The sequence below is a fragment of the Mesorhizobium sp. M0802 genome (assembly GCF_040320115.1).
Lineage (GTDB): Bacteria > Pseudomonadota > Alphaproteobacteria > Rhizobiales > Rhizobiaceae > Mesorhizobium.
The window spans coordinates 33,698-54,548 of record NZ_JAMYOY010000011.1 but is presented as its reverse complement, the minus strand read 5'-3'; the positions used below and the strand labels follow the sequence as shown (position 1 = coordinate 54,548).

Here is a 20,851-nt window from a genome sequence, read left to right as displayed (position 1 = left end):
CGTTGCCCAGCGCGCGCCGAGACTCTATACCATCCAACGCACAATCGAGGACGACATGAGCGTGGCTGAAAAATCCGAGAAGAAATCCGGCGGGCTTGGCGAAATCGTCAGCGTCATCATCCAGGCTTTGCTGCTGGCCATGGTCATCCGCACGTTGCTATTCCAGCCCTTCTCGATCCCGTCCGGCTCTATGCGGCCGACCTTGCTCGAAGGCGACTATCTGTTCGTCACCAAATGGTCCTACGGCTTCTCGCGTTATTCGCTGCCATTCGGCCCCGACATCTTTTCCGGCCGCATCTGGGGTTCCGATCCGAAGCGCGGCGACGTGGTGGTCTTCAAGTTCCCGCCGGATCCGTCGCTCGACTACATCAAGCGCGTCGTCGGCCTGCCGGGGGACAAGATCCAGATGAAGGACGGCCAATTGTTCATCAACGGCCAGGGCGTGCCTCGTGTGAAAACCGGCCAGATCCAAAATCCTGATATCACGGAAGTGCCTGAGCCGGTCGACGTCTATCGCGAGACCCTGCCCAACGGCGTCAGCTACGACACGCTCGACCTGACACCGAATTCGATCACCGACAACACCCGCGAGTTCGTCGTGCCCCCCGGCAACTATTTCATGATGGGCGACAACCGCGACAATTCCTCCGACAGCCGCCTCAGCGTCGGCTACGTGCCGGCGGAGAACCTTGTCGGCCGCGCTAACATCGTCTTCTTCTCGATCGCCGGGAAGGCGAGCCCGCTCGAGATCTGGAAATGGCCGTCGCTGGTGCGCCTGTCGCGCCTGTTCCATTTCGTGAATTGATGGCTTTGAAGCGCCCGACGGGTGAAACTCTGGCCGATTTGGTGACAGCCAAAACCGGCCATTCCTTCCGGGATGTCCGTTTGCTCGAGACCGCGCTGACCCATTCCAGTGCGGTCAAGGCAAGCAGCAACAACCAGCGCCTCGAATTCCTTGGCGACCGCGTGCTCGGCCTGATCGTTGCCGACCTGCTTTTCGAAAAGTTTCCTGAAGCGCCGGAAGGTGAAATCGCCCCGCGCTTCAATGCCCTGGTCGATGCGCGGACATGCTCCGAGATCGGCATTGAAATGCAGCTCGAAGATCTGGTTCGGGCCGACGCTGCCTTGAAGGCGCGCTCGCGCGGCTCGGGCGGAAACTATCTGGCGGATGCGGTCGAGGCGCTGATCGCGGCGGTCTATATCGACGGCGGCCTCGATGCCGCAAGGCAATTCGTCCTGCGTTACTGGGAGCCGCGCTCGCAAAAGGTGGTGGCCAAGCCGCCCAATCCGAAATCCGACCTGCAGGAATGGATCGCCAAGACCAGCGATGTCAGGCCCGAATACGCGATCGAGAAACGCGAGGGACCTGAACATCAACCGGTTTTCACGGTGTCCGTGAAGGTCGGCGGTTTTGCGCCGGCAAGCGGCACGGGCGGCTCTCGCCGCGCAGCCGAAGAAGCGGCGGCATCGGCGTTTCTTATGCGCGAGGGCATCTGGGCCAACCAAGGGAGTGCGGCGTGACCGGCAGCGAAGATCTCCCTCCGGCAGCGGAGGCCACGCATTCCGGCTTCGTTGCCCTGATTGGGGCGCCCAATGCCGGCAAGTCGACGCTGGTCAACCAACTGGTCGGCGCCAAGGTGTCGATCGTCACCCACAAGGTGCAGACCACCCGCGCCATCGTGCGCGGCATCGCCACGCATGACAACGCGCAGATCGTCTTTGTCGATACGCCCGGCATCTTCAAGCCGAAGCGCCGGCTCGACACCGCGATGGTGACCACCGCCTGGGGTGGCGCCAAGGACGCCGATATCGTGCTTCTGCTGATCGATGCCGAGCGCGGCATCAGGGGTGACGCCGACGCCATCCTCGAGCGGCTGAAGGACGTCCGCCAGCCGATGGTGCTGATCCTCAACAAGGTCGACCGGGTCAAGCACGAGGCGCTGCTGGCCCTGGCTGCGGCAGCAAACGAAAAGGTGCCGTTCAAGCGCACCTTCATGGTCTCGGCGCTGACCGGCTCCGGCTGCAAGGATTTGCTCGACTATCTCGCGCAAGCGCTGCCGGTCGGCCCCTGGTACTATCCGGAAGACCAGATCTCGGACCTGCCGATGCGCCAACTGGCCGCCGAGATCACCCGCGAGAAGCTGTATCTGCGGCTGCATCAGGAGTTGCCCTATTCCTCGCATATCGAGACCGAGAAATGGGAAGAGAAACCGGACGGCTCGGTGCGCATCGACCAGACCATCTATGTCGAGCGCGACAGCCAGAAGAAGATCGTGCTCGGCCACAAGGGCGAGACCATCCGCGCCATCGGCCAGTCGGCGCGCATGGAAATAGCCGGCATTCTCGAGCAGAAAGTGCACCTGTTCTTGTTCGTCAAAGTGCGTGAAAACTGGGGCGACGACCCCGAACGCTACCGTGAGATGGGGCTTGAGTTTCCCCATTGAGCTTCATCGTCTAGAAATGCCGCTCCGGCAGTTTGAGACGATGACATGCCTGATCCAAAACCGACCATCGATACCGATCTCGTGCGCCGGCTGGTCAACGCGCAGTTTCCGCAATGGCGGCATCTGCCGGTGAGCCCGGTGACGTTTGGCGGTTGGGACAACCGAACCTTCCACCTCGGCAATGATATGACTCTGCGGCTGCCGAGTGCCGCACCATATGCCTTGCAGGTCGAAAAAGAGCACCGCTGGCTGCCCAGGCTGGCGCCGCTTCTGCCGCTGCCGATCCCGGTTCCACTGGCGATGGGCGAGCCTGGGGAGGACTACCCCTGGCAATGGTCCGTCTACCGCTGGATCGACGGCGAAACAGCCAAGACCGCCGAAATCGCCGATCGCCCACAGTTCGCGGTCGATCTGGCCAAGTTCCTCATTGCGCTCCGGCGGATCGATCCGGCGGGCGGGCCGCCCGCGGGCCAGCACAATTTCTTCCGCGGCGGATCGCCGAGCGTGTATGACAACCAGACAAGGGAAGCACTCCAGGCGCTGGAGGGGCAGATCGACACCCAGGCGGCCACCGCTGTCTGGGATGCGGCCCTTGCCGCCACCTGGCAAGGGTCGCCCGTCTGGTTTCACGGCGACGTCGCCTGGGGCAACCTTCTGGTCCAAAACGGCCGTTTGAGCGCCATCATCGACTTCGGCACCTCAGGCATCGGCGATCCCTCTTGCGACCTGGCGATCGCCTGGACATTCTTCCAGGGCGAGAGCCGGGAGGCATTCCGGGCTGCCATCGACGTCGATGAAGCGACCTGGGCGCGCGGCCGCGGCTGGACGCTGTGGAAAGCGCTGATCACCGTTGCCGGACACGACGCCAACCAGGCCGAGGCGGAACGATCGCGCCGCGTCATCGACGACGTCCTGGCCGATCACCGGGAATTCGCGTGATCAGAGCCTTTCGACGATGTGTGGGGATCCAATGTCAGCACAGATCGCACGCGGCGCGCCAAAACCTTGATTTAGCCAAGCAACCGGTGACAAGCTCCTGCCATGGAATGGCGCGACGAGGGAATCATACTCGGCACCCGCAAGCATGGCGAAACCAGCGCCATTCTCGAGGTAATGACGCGTGCGCATGGCCGCCATCTCGGCCTGGTGCGCGGAGGGCGCTCGCGCAAGCAGCAGCCGGTGCTGCAGCCCGGCAACCGCGTCGACCTTTTGTGGCGGGCACGCCTCGACGAGCATCTCGGCACCTTCCAGGCCGAGGCGATCGAGATGAATGCCGCCCGGTTGATGGACAGCGCAGTCGCCGTCTACGGCCTGCAGACCATGGCCGCGCATCTCAGGCTCCTGCCGGAGCGCGACGCCCATGGCGGCCTGTATGAGACGCTTGCCGTGATGATCGCCCATCTGGACGATTCGGATGCCGCCGGCGAACTGGTGGCGCGCTTCGAACTGCTCATCCTCGACGAACTCGGTTTCGGCCTCGATCTCAGCCAGTGCGCGGCGACCGGCGCCAGGCAGGATCTGGCCTATGTCTCGCCGAAATCCGGCCGCGCGGTTTCGCGCCAGGCCGGCGCGCCATGGCGCGACAAGATGCTGGCGCTGCCGGCCTTCCTGCGGCGCGGCTCCGGCTTGCGGGCGGACCACGCGGCACTCGAGGACGCCTTCCATCTGACCGGTTTCTTTTTCACCCGCCATGTCTACGAGCCGCGCGGCATCGAACAGCCCGATGCCCGTGCCGGCTTCCTCGCCGCCTTGCGCAAGCATCATTCGGGCGGCAAGGCCGCCCTTACGGCAGACGCTGCGCCAGAAGGGGGAGGGAGACTCGGTGGGTGCTGACCTCCGCAAACCGTCCAGGTTCACACCAAAAGCTGCATGCGGGAGCATTCCCTCCCCCTTGTGGGGAGGGTTAGGGTGGGGGTACTCGTAGGGCAAGAGCCTCAGCCGGCTTTGCGATGCTCCATGAAATCATCGAGGATGGCGCGCTGACCGCCGAGGATCTTGAGGCTGGCCTCGGCGAAGGAAAACCAGCCGGCCCTGTCGATTTCGGGAAATTCCCTCGTCACGCCTGACCTGGGCGGCCATTCCATCGTGAACATGTTGCTTTTAACGGCATCGGGATCGAAATCGGCTTCGACACTCCAGGCGATGACGATCTTGCCGCCGGCTTGCCGATAGCTGCCGACAGGTTCGAAATCGCCATCGATGCTGACTCCGAGTTCTTCCCCAGCCTCGCGCCGGGCGGCGGCCAACTCATCTTCATTGTCCTCGACGAGGCCCTTGGGGATCGACCAAGCGCCTTCATCCTTCCTTGCCCAGAACGGGCCGCCGGGATGGACGAGCAGAAATTCGAGAATGCCGGCCCTTGTCCGGTGGATCAGCAGCCCTGCACTTCGTTTCGGCATTCGATTTCCTCGTAGTTCATCCGAGGATAGCATGGCTCCTGGGCAAGTGGCGGCGGCATGCCATTCCTGGCTATCTCAGATGATGGGTGAGGATAAAGACCGTAGGCCGCTGGAATTTGCCGACGAAACATGCTCGATAACTTCTTTTCGGCCACCATTGCGGTGGCGTGACTTGAATAGCCGTCTGGGGTGGCCGTGTGGCCGCCGCAATTGTCAGTGAAAACTGGCCTGGTTTGGGGGAACCGCCATGTTTGAAAGCCTGATTGGCGCCGTCGTCGTTATCGTGCTTTTTGTCCTCGTCTTGCGCCAGCAGGGCCGCGTCAGTCTGATCGAGCGCGAGCTCGGAGCGCTGCGCAGCCTGGTTCTGTCCGGAGTGCATGCGACACCGCCCGTTGCCAAACCGGCCGAGCAGGCTGCAAGCGCACCGGCGGATGCCGCTCACGCTAGCGCACCAGTTGCCGACATAGCTTCGCCAACAACAGCAGACGCGGCACATGCCCAGGCACCGGCCGCCGAAGCCGATGCGGCCACCAGCGAGGCCGTGCCAGAACTGTCGGCCGCGGCCAAGGCGGCATTCACCGGATCCGCGCCTGCCGCCACGTCGAAGGCAGCCCGCCAGTCAGAGGTCGAAACGGCGCTCGGCACCCGTTGGGCGGTCTGGGTCGGCGGCGTCGCGCTGGCCCTGGGCGGCCTGTTCCTGATCCGCTACACCATCGAGGCCGGCATTTTCGGCCCTGAAGTGCGGCTGTCCCTGGCGGCGCTGCTCGGCCTGGTGCTGATCGGCGGCGGCGAGTTCATCCGCCGCACCGGCTTCAAGGTGCCGGTGCAAGGGGCTGCAGGCGCCTATATTCCGGCGATCCTGACGGCTGCCGGCGCCTTCATCCTGTTCGGTACGGTCTATGCCGCGCATGCCATTTACGGTTTCGTCGGGCCGGCCTTCGCCTTCACCGTGCTCGGCGCCATCGGCGTGGCGACCATTGTCGCCGCCCTCGTCCACGGCCAGGCCCTGGCCGGCATCGGTCTCGTCGGCTCGATGGCGACGCCGGCGCTTGTGTCCTCGCAGGCGCCCAACCCATGGGCGCTGTTCGTCTACCTGGCGATCGTGCTTGCCGCTACAGCCGTGATCGCCCGCATTCGCGACTGGAAATTCCTGATTGCGGCGGCCTTCTTCGGCACCGGCGCCTGGACCATCGTCTACATGATGAGCACGCTAGTCGCCGACCTTGCCGTCATCCTGTTCATCGACGCGGTGACGCTGGCGGTGCTTGCCTTTGTCTGGCTGGGCACACGTGACAGCGAAGCGGAGACGGCGAAGACCGGCTTCGACTGGCCCTCGATCGTGCCAGGCGTTTTCGTTGCGTTTTCAGCGCTAGGCCTGTCCGTCGACACGACGCTGGTCGCCGCCGGTGGCGCCTTGCCGGGCGCCTTCGTCCTCGTCGCCCTTGTCGCCACCGCACTCTACCGGCCGCGCGCGCTGCCGCTGCTGCATGCCGCCGGCGTGGTGAGCGTGATGATCCATCTCGGCATCATTCCGCCCACCACCATCGGCTCCGACATAACCCAGGGGAATATCGGCTTTGACGGCATGCCGGTGGCGGCCGGAAATCCGTTGACGCTGCGCATCGGCATTGGCCTCGGCCTGGTCTTCATCGGCGCCTGCTTCTGGGCCGCACGCCGCTTCGCCGCCTCAGCACGGGTCCGCGCGGCATGCTGGGCGGCATGGGGCGTCGCTGCGCCGCTGCTTATTCTGCTGACGCTGTGGCTTGCCTACGGCAATCTCGACCGCGACCTTGTCTACGCAGAGATAGCTGCCCTTCTGGTTGTTGTCTTCGCTGCCGGTGGCGAATGGATCGCGCGCGCCGAACAGCCGCCGCTCAAGGGCGACATCGCCGTCTCCTTCGCGCTTTGCGGCTCGGCTCTGGCCGGCCTGCTGATGCTGCACATGGCCTTCGGATCCGGCTGGACGACCATTCTTGCCGGCGTTGCCGCCATCGTGCCGGCGCTGGCGACGCGGTGGCGCAGCTATCCGGTGCTTGGCTGGATTTCGGTCGGCGCGGTCGTTGCCGTGCTGGGCCGCGTCGCCTTCGATCCGACCATCGTCGGCGCCGAGTTCCTGACGACGACGCGGGTGTTCAACTGGCTGCTGCCGGGATACGGCGTACCGGCGCTAGCCTTCGGCTTTGCCGCCTGGCAACTCGCGCGTACCACCCCCGCACTACCAACAGCTGGTAATGGCCGGCCGCGCCTAGCGATGGAGGCGGGTGCAGCCCTGTTTGCGCTGCTCACCGTCGCCATGCTGGTGCGCCACGCCATGCATGGCGGCGTCATCGACACCGGTCCGGTGACGCTCGCCGAACAGGCGATCTATACGCTGATCGCCATCGGCGCCGGCGCGATACTGGTGGCCATCGACATGCGCTCGCCAAGCTCTGTGCTGCGCTACGGCTCGATGGCTGCCGGCGTGCTCTCGGTCGCCTTCATCGTCCTCCAGCATTTCCTGGTGCTCAATCCGCTGTTCACCGACGAATCGACCGGCCAGATCCCGGTGTTCAACCTCTTGTTCCTGGCTTATCTCCTGCCGGCCATCGCTGTCGGCGGGCTGGCGCTCTATGCCAGGGACAAGCGGCCGCCATGGTATGCGCAGATGCTGGCGGTGGTGGCGGCATTGCTTGTCTTCGCCTACGCCACACTGTCGGTCAGGCGCGTGTTCAAGGGCGAGTTCATCGGCCTGTGGAGCGGCCTCGGCCAGCTCGAGACCTACACCTATTCGGCGCTCTGGCTGGTCATTGGCGTCGTGCTGCTCACCGCCGGCGTCTGGCTGAAGTCGCAGGTGCTGCGCATCGCCTCGGCGGCGCTGATCGCGATTGCCGTGGTAAAAGTCTTCCTGTTCGACATGTCGGAACTGGAAGGCGTGCTCAGGGCGCTGTCCTTCATCGGTCTTGGCGCCGTGCTGATCGGCATCGGCCTGTTCTACCAGCGGCTGCTGACGCGGGCGGCGAGGGAGGCCAACGCTGCAACTTGAAGTGATATACGAGATGGAATATATCAATATCCAACGGAGGATATTCGATGCCGCTCTATATCCGCGACGACGAAGTGGATGCGCTGGCCAGCAGATTGCAACGCGAGACGAACGCTCCGAGCAAAACGGAGGCGGTGCGGGTCGCGCTCGTGCACGAACTTGAGCGCAATCGGGCGAAGGTGCCGCTGCGCGATCGGATCGCCAGTCTTCAGGACAGGGCCAGGAAGCTTGGCCTGCCCAATCCCGATTTCGATATGAAGAAGTTCACCGACGAGATGTGGGAAGACTGATGTTTGTCGACGCGTCGGTGATCGTCGCCATTCTCAACCAGGAACCTGGGTGGGAGGAATTGCTGAAGCAGCTATCCGGTTTTTCCGGGCAGGTCTGGGTTTCTCCGTTGGTTCACTTCGAAGCAACACAGGCATTGGCAAGGGCCGGCGCCGGCCCGCGCAGACCCAGCGCTGAAGCCCTTCTCCATGCCCGCGATCTGATCGATGAGTTCATTGTGGAGATCATGGGAGAGAGTCTGGCCATTGACGACAACATCGGCTCTCGGGCCATTGACGCGAGTGCCCGTTACGGCAAAGCCGTTGGCCACAAGGCGGATCTGAATCTCGGGGACTGTTTTGCTTACGCCTGCGCGAAAAGCCGCGATCTTCCACTGCTATACAAAGGCCATGATTTTGCACAGACCGATTTAGGATAATTCGGCCCTTTTGTTGATTGCGGGGAATAATTTAGCCGATCAACTCGTTATCTCACTGCTTGGGTGACCGGGGCGGCAGACCGCTTCGCGCTGGCCGCTTGCGCCGCGCCGGGAAGGCGCGTTCAATCGGGTTAAACAAGGGCGACCTCAGAACCAGCGGTCATGGACGAAAAGAAGGCAGCAATCCTTGGCGAAATACCGCGCCTGCGCCGCTACGCACGCTCGCTTCTGCGCGACCGCGAATCCGCTGACGATCTCGTCCAGGATTGCCTCGAACGAGCGCTCTTGCGGCTTGAAAGCTGGCAGACGGGAGAAAGCCCCCGGAGGTGGCTGTTTACGATCATGCATCATTTGTTCATCGATCAGATGCGCAAGGTGAACCGGCGCGGTGAGGCGGCGATCCTGCCGCTTGACGCAAACGAGGCGCAGGCAGTCCCCGCCGAGCAGGCCGAGAACGCCGCCTCGCGCGAGATCATCGACGCATTGCAGGCGATCAGCCCCGACCGCCGCGCCGCTCTAGTCATGGTCGCCATCGAAGGATTCTCCTATGCCGAAGCCGCCAACATTCTCGGCGTGCCCGCCGGCACGCTGATGTCGCGCATAGCGCGCGGACGCGAGGAGCTGCGCAGCCTGCTCGATGACACGGCGCGCCGCCGCTCGATAAGGATCGTCGAGAAATGACCCGCCGCGATTTTTCCGAACGCGATATCCACATGGCTCTCGACGGCGAGCTGCCGGGCGACGAGCGCGCCGCCTACGACGCCTGGATCGACGCCAATCCCGAAATGAAGGCGAAAAGCGCCCGCTACACCGCCGACCGCGCCGCGTTGCGCGCCGCCTTTGCCGGTGTGCTCGACGAGCCCGTGCCGGTGCTGTTCAAGCAGATCGTTAGCGGTGAAGGCGCGACCAAGGCGGCGGCGCGGCAGTCGCGCTGGTGGCTTGCGGCCGCGGCGGCCGCAGTGCTCGTCATCGGCGGTCTTGGCGGCTATTTTGCCGGCATCGACGGCATCGGCAGGGAAGATGGCGCCGATGACCAACTGGCCGAAGAGGCGATCGCCGCCCATGTCATCTATGCCGCCGAACAGCGCCATGCGGTGGAAGTGCCGGCAAGCGACAAGGATCACCTGCAGACCTGGCTGTCCAACCGCGTCGGCCTGAAACTGGTGGCGCCGGATCTGGTGGCGGAAGGCTTCCAGCTGGTTGGCGGCCGGCTGCTGCCGGCCGGCCAGGGCAAGGCAGCGATGCTGCTTTACGAGGACGCCAAGGGTCAGCGCATCTCCTTGTTCGTTACCGCTGATTCCTCAGCCAAGTCCAAGGGCACCTACATGGCCGAGGCCGACGGCCCCGAGGCGGTCTACTGGCTGGACAAGGGCTATGCCTGCGCCGTCGTCGGCTCGCTGCCGCGCGAGCAACTGGCTGCGGTCGCCAAGCGGGCCTACGGTCAGCTTCTGGCTGGTATCGCCAGTTAAGCGCATTCCGTTTCGGGAATGCGCCGGGGTAGAAAGTGTCACAATTCGGCCCTATTCGAAGTGCGATAGCGCTTGATGGATATCGGCGTTTCGGCTGATGTTTGCGACGTTTTTGACCGCGGCCTTTTCCTCCACCCAATCGAGGTTTTCCAAACCCGCATGCCTGCCGAGATTCGCAAGGCCCGCGCGTCCGACGTCGATGACCTCGCCGCCATCGAGAAGGCGGTCTTTTCCAGTGACCGCATTTCCCGGCGCTCCTTCCGCCTGTTGATCGAACGCGAGACAGCCGAGATGCTGGTCGCCGAAAGCGATGGTCGTGTCGCCGGCTACGCCATCGTGCTGTTTCGCAAGGGCAGCGGCGTCGCCCGGCTCTATTCGCTTGCCACCAGCCCGTTTTTCAGGGGCCGCGGCATTGGCCGCATGCTGCTTGCAGCGGCCGAAGAAGCTGCCTTCGAGCACGACCGCATGATGTTGCGTCTCGAAGTGCGCGAGGACAATCTTCGCGCCATCGGCATCTATGAGCAGAGCGGCTACCGCAAGATCGGTCGCGAGCCTCACTATTACGAGGATGGCGCCACCGCGCTGCGCTACGAAAAGACCTTGCGCGGCGATATTCCGGTCGCCACCAAAGTCCCGTTCTACCAGCAGACCTGCGAGTTCACCTGCGGTCCATGCTGCCTGATGATGGCGATGGCCAATTTCGATTCGGGCTTCGTGCCCGATCCGGTCATGGAAATCCGCCTATGGCGCGAGGCAACGACCGTGTTCATGATGTCCGGCCCCGGCGGCTGCGAGCCCTTCGGCCTTGCGGTTTCCGGCTACGAAAGCGGGCTTGCGGCGGAAATCTTCGTGTCCTTCTATGGCGCGCTGTTCTTGCAATCGGTGCGCAGCGACGACAAGCGCCGGGTGATGGAACTTGCCCAGGTGGACTTTCGCCGCCGCGCGGAACTATACGGCATCCCGGTGAATTACCGTCCGTTCACCATCGACGATATACGCGGCGCCCTGGCTCAGGGAAAACTGGTGCTGGTGCTGATCAGCGGCTTCCTGATGTTCGGCAAGAAGGTGCCGCATTGGGTGCTGGCTATCGGCGACGATGGCGACCACATCCTGATCCACGATCCCTGGGTCGAGGACGAAAGACAGGAGACCATCCTCGATGCCGCCAACATTCCCGTGCCGCACGGCATCTTCATGAACATGGCGCAATTCGGCCGCGACGGACTGCGTGCTGCCATCACTCTTGGGAAACGCTGATAACAATGACCTGGGTCATCCTCACCGGCCGTCAGAACGATCTCGACCCGGCGGCGACGCCGCACAAGATCATCACCAACCGTGACTATCTTGCGCATCCGGCGCTGTTTCGGGGCCAGCAGCCGAAGGTCATCAACCTGTCGAACAATTACGCCTACCAGAGCCGCGGCTATTATGCCTCTCTGCTCGCCGGTTCGCGCGGCCACAAGGTCATCCCGACGGTCGAGACGATGATCGACCTGTCCGAGCGCAAGCTCTACGAGCACGCGCTGCCGGAACTGGAGCTGGCGCTCAACAAGTGCCGCAAGGATCTCGGAGGCGTTTTCCCGCAAAAAATCTGCATCTTCTTCGGCATCGGACCGTCGAAGGTCTGGGACCGCTTCGCCAAGCTGTTGTTCGACTGGTTCCGCGCTCCGGCGCTTGAGGTTCACATCAAGGACAGCGCCGAATGGGCTTCGATCCGCAAGATCGGCTTCCTGCCGCTGGCCAGGATGGCCGAGGAGGAAGAAGCCTTATTCGTGCAGGCGCTCGAGACGTACACCAACCGCGAGTGGCGCGACACCAAGGGCCGCACGCCGGCACGCTACACCTTCGCCACGCTGGTCGATCCGCATGAAGAACTGCCGCCGTCGGAGATTTCCTCGCTGCGTTACTGGGCCAAGATCGCCGAAAAGATGGGCGTCGAAATCGAGCCGATCACCAGGAGGGACCTGGCCAAGCTCGCCAATTACGACGCGCTGTTCATCCGCGAGACCACCTCGATCTCAAACCACACCTACCGCTTCGCGCGCCGCGCCCAGCAGGAAGGCATGCCGGTGATAGACGACCCGCTGTCGATGATCCGCTGCACCAACAAGGTCTATCTCAACGAACTGATGGCCTACAACAAGGTGCCGGTGCCGCCGACGGTGATGATAGCCGGCACCTCGGACCTCGAACTGGCGGCGCAGACGCTGGGCTTTCCGCTGGTGCTGAAGATCCCGGATTCATCGTTCTCGCGCGGCGTCAAGAAATGCGGCAACTTCGAAGAACTGAAGACGCTCGCCACCGAGTGGCTGGAGGATTCCGATCTCCTGATCGCGCAGAAATTCATCCCGACCGAATATGACTGGCGCGTCGGCGTGCTCGGCGGGCAGCCGCTGTTTGCCGTGCATTATCTGATGGCGAAAAAACACTGGCAGATCGTCAACCACAAGGCCAGCGGCAAGCCCGACCAGGGCGGCATCAAGACCTTCACGCTGAAAGAGACGCCGCCGCATGTCGTCGACACCGCGGTGAAGGCGGCGCGCTGCATCGGCGACGGGCTTTACGGCGTCGATCTCAAGGAAACCAAGGATGGCGTCTTCGTCATCGAGGTCAACGACAACCCGAACCTCGACCATGGCTGGGAGGATTCCGGCGAAAAGGACGAAGTCTGGGTGCGGCTGACGCAATGGTTCCTGGAGCGGCTGGACCGTCCCGGGCGTTAGTTTGCCGTCCCGGGCGGCAATTCAACCGAGGGGGAAAAATGCAGTTCATCGTCATCGAGGATTTCACCGGCTGCGACCGCAAGGAGATCTACCGCCGTTTCGGCGAGCGCGGCAGATTGAAGCCGGACGCGCTTGTCGTGCACCACTCCTGGATCGCGGCTGATATGAGCCGCTGCTTCCTGCTGGTCGAGGCCGATGACGTCACGCTGCTGCAGCGCTGGGTCATCGAATGGTCTGACCTGGTGGAGTTCGAGATCATTCCCGTGGCGACGAACAAGGACATGGTCGCCGCACTGGCCGGCCATCTCTGAGCAGCTCGGGCCATCAGCCGAGCACCGGCGAACCCACCGACCGCCGGCATTCCTCAATCAGCCAATTGCGAAACGCCGCCACCAGGTCGCGCCTTGCACTGCGTTCGGGGATCGTCAGGCAATATGGCTGACGCAGCGCGATCGATAGGGCATTAGCCCGGACCAAACGGCCCTCTTCCAGCGCCCCGGCGCAATAAATGCCTTGCGCCAGCGCCGCGCCCAGCCCTGAAATGGCAAGGTCGAGCGCTGCCCGCGACGAGTTCGCCGACAGTCCGCGCTGCACTGCGCGGCCGGGCTCTATGCCCGCCGCCTCGAACCAGGTGCGCCAAGACGGAAACGACGCGCCGGTCGGTCCCCAGTCGGTGTGAATCAGTGGCAGGCCGGCGAGGCTGTCGGTTTTGGCGGTGAGTTCTGGCGCGCAGACGGGGTAGACGGCGTCCCTGACGATCTCCTCGCTCGGGTGTTCACGATAGTGCGGGCCGAAGGACAGCCGGATGTCGATCAGTTCGCGGTCGAACGGCACCGGATCGTCATCGCCGCGCAGGGATATGTCGACGGCGCCGTGGCTGGCGACAAAGCCGGCGAGGCGTTCGGAAAGCCAGCCCATCGCCATGGACGGCGGCACCGATACGACAAGCCGCGGGCGGAAGGCATCGCTGCCACGCGCGATGCTGCCGATCTCCCGAAAAGCCAGGGTCAGCCGGGGCAGCATCTCGACGCCGGCTTCCGTCAGCACCACGCGGCGGTTGACGCGATGGAACAGTTTTCGACCCATCTGCTCCTCGACGGTGCGAATGAGCTGGCTGACCGCAGCCGCCGAGATCGAGAGCTCATCCGCCGCTGCGGCGAAACTCCCCGAGCGCGCCGCCGCCTCGAAGGCTTGAAGTCCTCTCAGGGAAGGAAGCGCGGTCATTGGGTGATCCGATAGGTAAGGTCAGCTTATCTGTGTCGCAGAAATCCTCGTCTTTCGAAAGCTTTCTTATTCGAGTAGCTTGGCGCCATGACCGTATCGGCCCAGTTTGAACCCAGAGACCATCGCGACGTCATCGCGTTCCTGACCAATGAGCAGCGCAGCCGCCTGACCGGCAAGTCGGACGGGCCGGGTCTGGTCCAACTCGCCTTCCATCTCGGCGCGATTGTGGCTATCGGCGGGCTGATTGCGGCCAAGGTGTCGTACTGGCCGCTGTTGATGTTGCCGCAAGGCATTCTTATCGTCTTCCTGTTCACGCTGCTGCATGAGACGGTGCACAGGACGGCGTTCGAGACGCAGTGGCTCAACGATGCCGCCGCAAGGGTCTGCAGCCTGGCGATCGCGCTGCCCGCCGACTGGTTTCGCTATTTCCACTTCGCCCATCACCGTTTCACCCAGGATCCAGAGACCGATCCGGAACTCGCCTTCCCGAAACCGGAGACGATGCGGCAATACATCGTCCACGTCTCGGGCCTGCCGGTGTGGTGGGGGCATTTGCAGACACTCTACACCAACGCGATTGGCGGCTGCCACGACAGCTACGTGCCGCCGAAAGGCCTGCCCAAGGTGCGCACTGAAGCCCGCGCCATGATCGCTTTCTATGTCGTGGTCGCCGCGCTAGCCCTGTGGTTCGAGGCAAGTGTACTGCTCTATGTCTGGATCGTGCCGGCGCTGCTCGGCCAGCCCTTCCTCAGGCTCTATCTGCTGGCCGAGCATGGCCGCTGCCCGCTTGTCGCCAACATGCTGGAAAACACCCGCACCACGCTGACCAACTGGCTGGTGCGCAAAGTCGCCTGGAACATGCCGTATCACGCCGAGCACCACGCCTATCCCGGCGTGCCCTTCCATCAGCTGCCGGCCTTCCACCAGCTGATCGAGCGCCATCTCAAAGTCGTCGAACCCGGCTATGTCAGCTTCCACGAGAAATACGTCGAGACCTTGCGCTGAGGCGCTCGGCCGTCAGCGTAGCGTCTGCTCAACGAGCGTGACGAAATAGCGGAGCACGGTGGGGACGATGGCGTCGTTGAAGACATAGCGATCGCCGTGCAGCCCTTCGCCCGGTCTGACCGCTCCTGCGCCGACCCAGGCATAGCAGCCGCCGGCTTCGCGGACCATGTAGGCAAAATCCTCGCAGCCGAGGCTCGGGTTGAATGCGGTCTCGACCTGCTCGCGGCCGACAACCGCGGTTGCCGCCTGGACGGCCCGGTCAGTGGCAGCCGACGTGTTGACCAGCGGCGGGTAGCCTTTCTTGTAGGCGAGCTTGGCGGTGAGGGCATGCGCCGAGGCAATGCCTTGCGCGATGTCGCCGATCAGCCTTTCGCAATGGTCCGACAAAGTGGGCTCGAAGAAGCGGCAGGTTCCCTGCAGCCAGACCTTGCCCGGCACGATGTTGCCGACATTGCCGCCATGGATCTGGGTGATCGAAACGACCAGCGCCATTTGCGGGTCGACCGAACGGCTGACGATGCGCTGCACGGCTTGAACGAAGGCGCCGGCCGCGAGCACGGGATCGTCGCCTAGCTGCGGCATGGCGGCATGCGCGCCGGTCCCCTCAAAGTTCAGTTCGAAAGTGTCGACGGCCGCCATCATCGACCCGGCACGGGCCGCGATCTTTCCGAGCGGCAGCCCCGGCCAGTTGTGGACGGCGTAGACGGCTTCCACGGGGAAGCGCTCGAACAGTCCGTCCTCGATCATCCGCATGGCGCCGCCTTCATTTTCTTCCGCCGGCTGGAAGATGAAACAGACGGTGCCGTCGAAGGCTCTGTTGTCGGCGAGCAGCTTGGCGGCGCCGAGCAGCATCGCGATGTGCCCGTCGTGGCCGCAGGCATGCATCACGCCGTCTTTCTTCGACGCATATGGCAATCCTGTCTTCTCCAGCACGGGCAAGGCATCGAGTTCGGCCCGAAGCCCGATGGCGCGCACGCCTGGCCGTCCTCTGAGGACGCCAACCACGCCGGTGCCGCCTATGCCTTCATGAACCTCGTCGAGCCCGAAGGTGCGCAGCTTGTCGGCGACGAAGCGCACGGTCTCATACTCTTGGAAACCGAGTTCGGGGTTGGCGTGGATGTGATGCCGCCATTCCACCACCTGCGGGGTGAGGGCGGCGATGGGGTCGTTGTGCAGCATTGCGCTCTCCTTGCCGGCTATCCTAAATTCGGCCTTGTCGATGCCAGCACGTAAAGGTTTTGCGCCGGCAGCGTCTTGAACAGGATTGACCGTGTCTGGAATTCAACAGCCTCAGGAGACGACGCAGTTCTGGCGTCATCCGCGCTTTCGCGATCTTGGCATGCTCAAGGCGCGCTTCACGCGGCATCGCTACCAGCTGCACACGCACCCGACCTATGTCGTCGCCCTGATCACGCAAGGGTGCGAGCGGGTCCGCATCGGCAACGAGACTGTCCTCGCGCCGTCGGGCACGGTTCTGCTCGTCGATCCGGAGATATGGCATGACGGCGAGGCGGGTGCCGACTAGGGTTGGGCTTACCGCACCTTCTATCCGTCGGCCTCGCTCATGGGTGCGATCGCGGACGAGCTCGGGCAGGATCGCCCGCCGTTGTTTTCGCAAGCGATCGTCGATGATGCCGATCTCGTCCAGGCAGTAGGCGTCGCGCACTTGGCTTCGACATCGAATGATGCCACCAGCGCCGAAACATCCATGCTGATCGCCTTGCGCAAGCTCATCCTGCGCCATGGCGATTGGGGCGGCCGGCGGCGCGAGGCGGTCGAAAGCTTCGGATCGAAAAGCCGGCTCCGGGTCTATGAACAGGTCATCGAAGACCATCTGAACTCGGACCTCGATTTGCAGCGGCTCGCTGAAGCCGCAGGCGTGACGCGCTTTCAAGTTATCCGCGATTTCAGGAAAGTGCTGGGTCTCACCCCTGCTGCCTTCATCCGTGACCGCAGGCTGCGCCGTGCCGATCTGCTGATCCGGCAAGGTTCAGATCTCGCCGGTGCCGCCTTTGCGGCCGGCTTCTCCGACCAAAGCCATCTCTCGCGCACCTTCCGCGCCGCGCATGGAATGACGCCGGGGATGTTCAGGCGCGCCGGGACGCTGCCCTCGTCTTGAGAAGTCGAGCCATGTCGGCGGCCTTTGACGGCATGCCGATCAGAAAGCCCTGCGCCTCGACGCAGCCAGCCTTGCGCAATATGTCGAGCTGCGCTTCGGTCTCGACGCCTTCGGCGGTGACGGTGATGCCAAGTTCGGCACCAAGCCCGATGATCGTGCGCACGATCGCCGCCGTGTCCTTGTTGTCGATATCGTGGATGAAGGAGCGGTCGATCTTGATCTTGTCGACGGGAAAACGCCTGAGATAGCCGAGCGACGAATAGCCGGTGCCGAAATCATCGAGCGCGATGCGGATACCGAGTTCGCGCAGCTGCCTCAGCGTCTTCAGCACCGTCTCGCTCTCATCCATCAGCACGGTCTCGGTGATTTCCAGTTCGAGCCGGCTGGCCGGCACACCGGAAACGGCCAGCGCCGAAATCACGCTGCGGGCAAAGTCGGCGCTTCTGATCTGCACTGCCGAGACATTGACGGCGATGCGCATTCCAGGCGGCCAGCCGGCGGCCACGCTGCAGGCCTGTTTCAGCGCCCATTCGCCCAGCGGAACGATCAGCCCGCTGTCTTCGGCGGCTGCGATGAAATCGTCGGGCGCCACCAGGCCGCGCGTCGGTGAATTCCACCGCATCAACGCTTCGGCGCCGACGATCTTGCCCGACGCGATGTTGGTGATCGGCTGGAACTCCAGCACGAACTCCCGCCGTTTCAGTGCCGTCTCGAGATCGGTTTCGAGCGCCAGGCGCGCCCGCACCAAGGCATCCATGCCGGGCTCGAAAAAGCGGTAGACGTTGCGGCCTTCGCTCTTGCCGCTGTAAAGCGCCATGTCGGCGTTCTTCAAAAGCGTGTCGGCGTCCTTGCCGTCACCGGGATACAGCGCGATGCCAAGGCTGATGCCGACATGCATGTCGCGGCCCTTGTCGCGAAACGGCTGGCTGACGACAGCGACGATGCGTTTTGCCAGTTGTTCCGCATCGGTGGCGCCTTTGGGATTGAACTGCAGGATGGCGAACTCGTCGCCACCGAGGCGGGCGACCACATCGGTGTCGCTGCGCAGGCTGTGCCGCAACCGCTCCGCCACGCATTTCAGCAGCCAGTCACCGGCCGGGTGTCCCCAGGTGTCGTTAACGGCCTTGAAGCGATCGAGGTCGAGCGAGAAGATCGCCAACGGTGTATCGCCGGTCATCGCCTGGTCGAGCCGTTCGCGAAACATCGAGCGGTTGGGCAGGTCGGTCAGCGTGTCGTAATGGGCAAGGTGGCTCATGCGCTCTTCGGCGCGCCGGCGCTCGGTGATGTCTTCGAAGGTCGCCACCCAGCCGCCACCGGTAAGCGGCCGGCGCGCAACCAGCAGCGTTCGGCCATCGGCAAGGCTGCGGTCTGTCGAACGCTCCTCACCGGCCTGCAGGCTGGCTCTGGTGTTGGCGATCTCGCCGTCGATGTCCATCGACGGATAGATGCGCAGTCGCACCATCTGTTCGAGCAGGGCGCGCTGGCTCATGCCGAGCGGGAAGTCGTCAGGCGTGACCTTGTAGAGGTCGAGGAAGCGCTGGTTGCGCACGATCAGCGTGCCTTCGGCGTCGTACATCAACAGGCCTTGCGACATGTTGGCGAGCGCCGCATCGAAGCGGCGGTGCTGCTCCTTCAGTTCCTGCTCGGCCCGCCTTTGCTCCGTAATGTCCTCATAGATCGACACCCAGCCGCCTGAGGCCAGCGGCCGGTGCGTGATGGAAACGATGCGTCCGTCCGACAGTATTTCCTCGTAGGTCGAGGCTTGCGCGCGCTCGATATAGGGCTTGCGGATGGCATACAGGTCTTCGGCGCTCTGTGAGGCGACACCGATGTCGACGCTGTGCTTTAGAATGTCCAGGAACGCGATGCCGGGCCGCACGATCTTCGCGTCGAGGGAGAAGATGCTGATATAGTTGCCGTTGCAGATGATCATCCGCTCGTCGGCGTCGAACATGCACAGCCCATGCGACATATTCTCGACGGCCGCGGAAAAGCGCTCGTTCTGGTGGCGCAGTTCGTCGGCGATCTGCCGTGGCGCGGCGACGCCTCCGGCTCCCCGTCTGCGGACGGGCGAACCACCCTTGACGTGCGCAACGGACATGAGGCGTGCCTGCTGACCGTGATCGAAACCCGGTACTGTGGTTACCGCTGGTTAATTTAGCGTATGTTCACTGCGCCGAATGCACGGCAACCGTTGCCTGGCGTTGCTTTTCAAGCGTTGCGTAGCGTTTGAGGAAGGCAGCTTGCGCCGAGGTCACCGAGTGCGGCTTAAAGTCGAAGCGGTCGGCATTGAACCCGCGCGGCCGGCCAAAGAACTCGGTTGCTTCCGCGGTCGAGAAACCGGCAAGCAGCGTCGCCTCGTAATAGGCGGCGATCTGGTCGGCGCGCTTGATCTCCTTGCGCAAGCCGACGCCGAGTTCGGGCGGCAGCGAAAAGCGCTGATGGATGGCGCGCTGGAGACGCAGCTCACACTCCTTGTAGGAGCCGCCCATTACCGATTTGAACGGCGAGATCATGTCGCCGATGACATATTCCGGCGCGTCATGCAGCAGTGCTGCCAACTGAGCATTGGCCGAGGCGTCCGGCTGCAACTCGCTGAACAGCGCCTCGACCAGCAGCGAATGCTGGGCGACCGAAAAGGCGTGATCGCCGCGGGTCTGCCCGTTCCAGCGGGCGACGCGGGCAAGCCCGTGGGCGATGTCGGAGATTTCGATGTCGAGCGGCGAGGGATCTAGCAGGTCGAGCCGCCGCCCCGACAGCATGCGCTGCCACGCGCGCGGTGGCGCTCCGACGCGATCGGCAGCCATCAGGCGTCCTCCGCGCCGATGGCTTCCCTGGGAAAGCTGAACTTCGCCCAGGACGGGATGGCGAGCGAGACGGTGACATCACCGGCCAGTACCGGCTGGCCAGCGTCGAGCGCCGCCTTGACCCGGTCGATGCGGGCAATGGCGAGTCCGGCCGTGCCCGCGCTGGAACCGAGCGTGCCGACCGGCCGCCCCGCAACCGTCAGCTCCGAGCCCGGCGCGGGCAAGGCATGGTCGGCCGAAACGATCAGCACGCGCCGCCTGGCGGTGCCGCGATGCTGCATGCGCGAGACCACTTCCTGGCCGACATAGCAGCCTTTCTTGAAGCCGACGCCGCCGGTCTCGTCGAGCAGCACGTCGTGCGGGAAGGCATCGCCGAGCTGATAATCGGAACCGCTTTCGGCAATGCCGTTGGCGATGCGGAGCGCCTGCCACGCAGCCGGATCGCCACCTACGGATGCGCCGCCATAGGAACGGCTCACAACCACATCGCGGAAGCGGGCATCGGCAAGTGTCGTTGAATCAGAAGGTGAGGCGCTTGAATCATCGCCCCACGCAACCGTCACAAGCACTTGATCCTGCTTCGCGATCTCGGCCTTGGCGCGCAGCTTGTAAAGCATCAGCCGGCGCAGGAAGTCGTCTGCGACGTCGGCACGGCAATCCAGCCGGAATCCGTCCTCGCCGCTACGCGAGATCAGGAAATCAAACAGGATCTTGCCTTGCGGCGAAAGCAGCGCACCGGGTTTTGCCGCACCGGCGCCCAGCGTGTCGAGGTCGGTGGTGAGGATGTTCTGCAAAAAATGCTCGGCCTCCGGGCCTGACACAGAAATGAGAGCGCGGTCTTTGAGCAGGGCAAAAGGCATGGGCGGCAAAGAACCTGATCTTGCAAAACGGTCGGCCTTTACGTAAGCCGACGATACTCCCCCCGCAAGA

Annotated in this window: 22 protein-coding genes; 16 read left to right on the top strand and 6 right to left on the bottom strand. The window is 63.7% G+C overall.

The genetic code is table 11. From position 1 onward, the window contains the following. Window positions 1-55: 55 nt before the first annotated feature. From lepB to recO, 5 genes are all read left to right on the top strand, one after another. On the top strand, window positions 56-805 hold the full coding sequence (lepB, locus tag NKI10_RS16835; RefSeq protein WP_023670241.1) for a signal peptidase I: 750 nt from the start codon (window positions 56-58) through the stop codon (window positions 803-805). Beyond that, complete coding sequence (gene rnc / locus NKI10_RS16830) at window positions 805-1,521, top strand: ribonuclease III (protein ID WP_023692856.1); 717 nt, start codon at window positions 805-807, stop codon at window positions 1,519-1,521. The genes lepB and rnc overlap by 1 nt, the downstream gene beginning before the upstream one ends. Continuing rightward, complete coding sequence (gene era / locus NKI10_RS16825; protein WP_023670243.1) at window positions 1,518-2,444, top strand: GTPase Era; 927 nt, start codon at window positions 1,518-1,520, stop codon at window positions 2,442-2,444. Before rnc ends, era begins: the two co-directional genes overlap by 4 nt. Before the next feature lie 45 nt (window positions 2,445-2,489). Further along, window positions 2,490-3,383, top strand: coding sequence for an aminoglycoside phosphotransferase family protein (locus tag NKI10_RS16820; RefSeq protein WP_023816807.1), 894 nt, complete (start codon window positions 2,490-2,492; stop codon window positions 3,381-3,383). 102 nt (window positions 3,384-3,485) lie between these two features. Further along, the gene (gene recO / locus NKI10_RS16815) at window positions 3,486-4,277 is read left to right on the top strand and encodes a DNA repair protein RecO (RefSeq protein WP_023670245.1); all 792 of its coding nucleotides are present in this window, start codon (window positions 3,486-3,488) and stop codon (window positions 4,275-4,277) included. Between the two features lie 101 nt (window positions 4,278-4,378). Here the strand turns inward: recO and NKI10_RS16810 are convergent, their stop codons facing one another. Continuing rightward, a complete protein-coding gene (locus NKI10_RS16810) occupies window positions 4,379-4,843 on the bottom strand; it encodes an NUDIX hydrolase (RefSeq protein WP_023670246.1) in 465 nt (154 codons plus the stop codon). A gap of 247 nt (window positions 4,844-5,090) precedes the next feature. Here NKI10_RS16810 and NKI10_RS16805 point away from each other — a divergent pair, with 247 nt between their 5' ends. The 8 genes from NKI10_RS16805 (at window position 5,091) to NKI10_RS16770 (ending at window position 13,077) form a co-directional block, all read left to right on the top strand. Then, window positions 5,091-7,865, top strand: a complete 2,775-nt coding sequence (locus NKI10_RS16805; RefSeq protein ID WP_352861017.1) for a DUF2339 domain-containing protein — start codon at window positions 5,091-5,093, stop codon at window positions 7,863-7,865. Window positions 7,866-7,912: 47 nt separating this feature from the next. Then, a complete protein-coding gene (locus NKI10_RS16800; protein WP_023670248.1) occupies window positions 7,913-8,155 on the top strand; it encodes a type II toxin-antitoxin system VapB family antitoxin in 243 nt (80 codons plus the stop codon). Beyond that, window positions 8,155-8,571, top strand: coding sequence for a type II toxin-antitoxin system VapC family toxin (locus NKI10_RS16795; protein WP_023670249.1), 417 nt, complete (start codon window positions 8,155-8,157; stop codon window positions 8,569-8,571). The genes NKI10_RS16800 and NKI10_RS16795 overlap by 1 nt, the downstream gene beginning before the upstream one ends. A gap of 162 nt (window positions 8,572-8,733) precedes the next feature. Next, the gene (locus tag NKI10_RS16790) at window positions 8,734-9,252 is read left to right on the top strand and encodes an RNA polymerase sigma factor (RefSeq protein ID WP_023670250.1); all 519 of its coding nucleotides are present in this window, start codon (window positions 8,734-8,736) and stop codon (window positions 9,250-9,252) included. Beyond that, window positions 9,249-10,040 (top strand): anti-sigma factor family protein, encoded by a 792-nt coding sequence (locus tag NKI10_RS16785; protein ID WP_023670251.1) that lies wholly within the window; start codon window positions 9,249-9,251, stop codon window positions 10,038-10,040. Before NKI10_RS16790 ends, NKI10_RS16785 begins: the two co-directional genes overlap by 4 nt. Window positions 10,041-10,199: 159 nt before the next feature. Next, window positions 10,200-11,297 (top strand): peptidase C39 family protein, encoded by a 1,098-nt coding sequence (locus NKI10_RS16780; protein ID WP_023670253.1) that lies wholly within the window; start codon window positions 10,200-10,202, stop codon window positions 11,295-11,297. A 5-nt stretch (window positions 11,298-11,302) separates the two neighbouring features. Next, on the top strand, window positions 11,303-12,766 hold the full coding sequence (locus NKI10_RS16775) for a RimK family ATP-grasp domain-containing protein (protein ID WP_023684488.1): 1,464 nt from the start codon (window positions 11,303-11,305) through the stop codon (window positions 12,764-12,766). A gap of 38 nt (window positions 12,767-12,804) precedes the next feature. Then, entirely contained in the window at window positions 12,805-13,077 is a 273-nt protein-coding gene (locus NKI10_RS16770; protein ID WP_023670254.1) for a DUF3303 domain-containing protein, read from the top strand. Between the two features lie 13 nt (window positions 13,078-13,090). Here the strand turns inward: NKI10_RS16770 and NKI10_RS16765 are convergent, their stop codons facing one another. Continuing rightward, window positions 13,091-13,990: a LysR substrate-binding domain-containing protein gene (locus NKI10_RS16765; RefSeq protein ID WP_023749698.1), complete on the bottom strand. Its 900-nt coding sequence runs from the start codon at window positions 13,988-13,990 to the stop codon at window positions 13,091-13,093. 87 nt (window positions 13,991-14,077) lie between these two features. Here NKI10_RS16765 and NKI10_RS16760 point away from each other — a divergent pair, with 87 nt between their 5' ends. After that, a complete protein-coding gene (locus tag NKI10_RS16760; protein WP_352723806.1) occupies window positions 14,078-14,995 on the top strand; it encodes a fatty acid desaturase family protein in 918 nt (305 codons plus the stop codon). Between the two features lie 12 nt (window positions 14,996-15,007). On the opposite strand, the gene NKI10_RS16755 is transcribed toward NKI10_RS16760, so the two are convergent. Further along, window positions 15,008-16,174 (bottom strand): amidohydrolase, encoded by a 1,167-nt coding sequence (locus tag NKI10_RS16755; protein ID WP_023692869.1) that lies wholly within the window; start codon window positions 16,172-16,174, stop codon window positions 15,008-15,010. Between the two features lie 91 nt (window positions 16,175-16,265). Between NKI10_RS16755 and NKI10_RS16750 the strand changes: the two genes are divergently transcribed. Continuing rightward, window positions 16,266-16,520, top strand: coding sequence for an AraC family ligand binding domain-containing protein (locus NKI10_RS16750; RefSeq protein ID WP_352861013.1), 255 nt, complete (start codon window positions 16,266-16,268; stop codon window positions 16,518-16,520). 39 nt (window positions 16,521-16,559) lie between these two features. Continuing rightward, window positions 16,560-17,114: a helix-turn-helix domain-containing protein gene (locus tag NKI10_RS16745; protein ID WP_352861011.1), complete on the top strand. Its 555-nt coding sequence runs from the start codon at window positions 16,560-16,562 to the stop codon at window positions 17,112-17,114. Here NKI10_RS16745 and NKI10_RS16740 read toward each other — a convergent pair. From NKI10_RS16740 to ygfZ, 3 genes are all read right to left on the bottom strand, one after another. Then, entirely contained in the window at window positions 17,083-19,215 is a 2,133-nt protein-coding gene (locus tag NKI10_RS16740; protein WP_023692871.1) for a putative bifunctional diguanylate cyclase/phosphodiesterase, read from the bottom strand. The two genes, NKI10_RS16745 and NKI10_RS16740, sit on opposite strands and share 32 nt — an antisense overlap. A 67-nt stretch (window positions 19,216-19,282) precedes the next feature. After that, entirely contained in the window at window positions 19,283-19,921 is a 639-nt protein-coding gene (locus tag NKI10_RS16735) for an HD domain-containing protein (RefSeq protein WP_023670260.1), read from the bottom strand. After that, the gene (gene ygfZ, locus NKI10_RS16730) at window positions 19,921-20,781 is read right to left on the bottom strand and encodes a CAF17-like 4Fe-4S cluster assembly/insertion protein YgfZ (protein WP_352861008.1); all 861 of its coding nucleotides are present in this window, start codon (window positions 20,779-20,781) and stop codon (window positions 19,921-19,923) included. The genes NKI10_RS16735 and ygfZ overlap by 1 nt, the downstream gene beginning before the upstream one ends. Window positions 20,782-20,851: the final 70 nt, after the last annotated feature.

Bases quoted from the DNA above. Each gene is read 5' to 3' on its own strand.
- lepB (WP_023670241.1), top strand. From the start codon at position 56: ATGAGCGTGGCTGAAAAATCCGAGAAGAAATCCGGCGGGCTTGGCGAA.
- rnc (WP_023692856.1), top strand. From the start codon at position 805: ATGGCTTTGAAGCGCCCGACGGGTGAAACTCTGGCCGATTTGGTGACA.
- NKI10_RS16820 (WP_023816807.1), top strand. From the start codon at position 2,490: ATGCCTGATCCAAAACCGACCATCGATACCGATCTCGTGCGCCGGCTG.
- recO (WP_023670245.1), top strand. From the start codon at position 3,486: ATGGAATGGCGCGACGAGGGAATCATACTCGGCACCCGCAAGCATGGC.
- NKI10_RS16810 (WP_023670246.1), bottom strand. From the start codon at position 4,843: ATGCCGAAACGAAGTGCAGGGCTGCTGATCCACCGGACAAGGGCCGGC.
- NKI10_RS16805 (WP_352861017.1), top strand. From the start codon at position 5,091: ATGTTTGAAAGCCTGATTGGCGCCGTCGTCGTTATCGTGCTTTTTGTC.
- NKI10_RS16800 (WP_023670248.1), top strand. From the start codon at position 7,913: ATGCCGCTCTATATCCGCGACGACGAAGTGGATGCGCTGGCCAGCAGA.
- NKI10_RS16795 (WP_023670249.1), top strand. From the start codon at position 8,155: ATGTTTGTCGACGCGTCGGTGATCGTCGCCATTCTCAACCAGGAACCT.
- NKI10_RS16790 (WP_023670250.1), top strand. From the start codon at position 8,734: ATGGACGAAAAGAAGGCAGCAATCCTTGGCGAAATACCGCGCCTGCGC.
- NKI10_RS16785 (WP_023670251.1), top strand. From the start codon at position 9,249: ATGACCCGCCGCGATTTTTCCGAACGCGATATCCACATGGCTCTCGAC.
- NKI10_RS16780 (WP_023670253.1), top strand. From the start codon at position 10,200: ATGCCTGCCGAGATTCGCAAGGCCCGCGCGTCCGACGTCGATGACCTC.
- NKI10_RS16775 (WP_023684488.1), top strand. From the start codon at position 11,303: ATGACCTGGGTCATCCTCACCGGCCGTCAGAACGATCTCGACCCGGCG.
- NKI10_RS16770 (WP_023670254.1), top strand. From the start codon at position 12,805: ATGCAGTTCATCGTCATCGAGGATTTCACCGGCTGCGACCGCAAGGAG.
- NKI10_RS16765 (WP_023749698.1), bottom strand. From the start codon at position 13,990: ATGACCGCGCTTCCTTCCCTGAGAGGACTTCAAGCCTTCGAGGCGGCG.
- NKI10_RS16760 (WP_352723806.1), top strand. From the start codon at position 14,078: ATGACCGTATCGGCCCAGTTTGAACCCAGAGACCATCGCGACGTCATC.
- NKI10_RS16755 (WP_023692869.1), bottom strand. From the start codon at position 16,174: ATGCTGCACAACGACCCCATCGCCGCCCTCACCCCGCAGGTGGTGGAA.
- NKI10_RS16745 (WP_352861011.1), top strand. From the start codon at position 16,560: ATGGGTGCGATCGCGGACGAGCTCGGGCAGGATCGCCCGCCGTTGTTT.
- NKI10_RS16740 (WP_023692871.1), bottom strand. From the start codon at position 19,215: ATGTCCGTTGCGCACGTCAAGGGTGGTTCGCCCGTCCGCAGACGGGGA.
- NKI10_RS16735 (WP_023670260.1), bottom strand. From the start codon at position 19,921: ATGGCTGCCGATCGCGTCGGAGCGCCACCGCGCGCGTGGCAGCGCATG.
- ygfZ (WP_352861008.1), bottom strand. From the start codon at position 20,781: ATGCCTTTTGCCCTGCTCAAAGACCGCGCTCTCATTTCTGTGTCAGGC.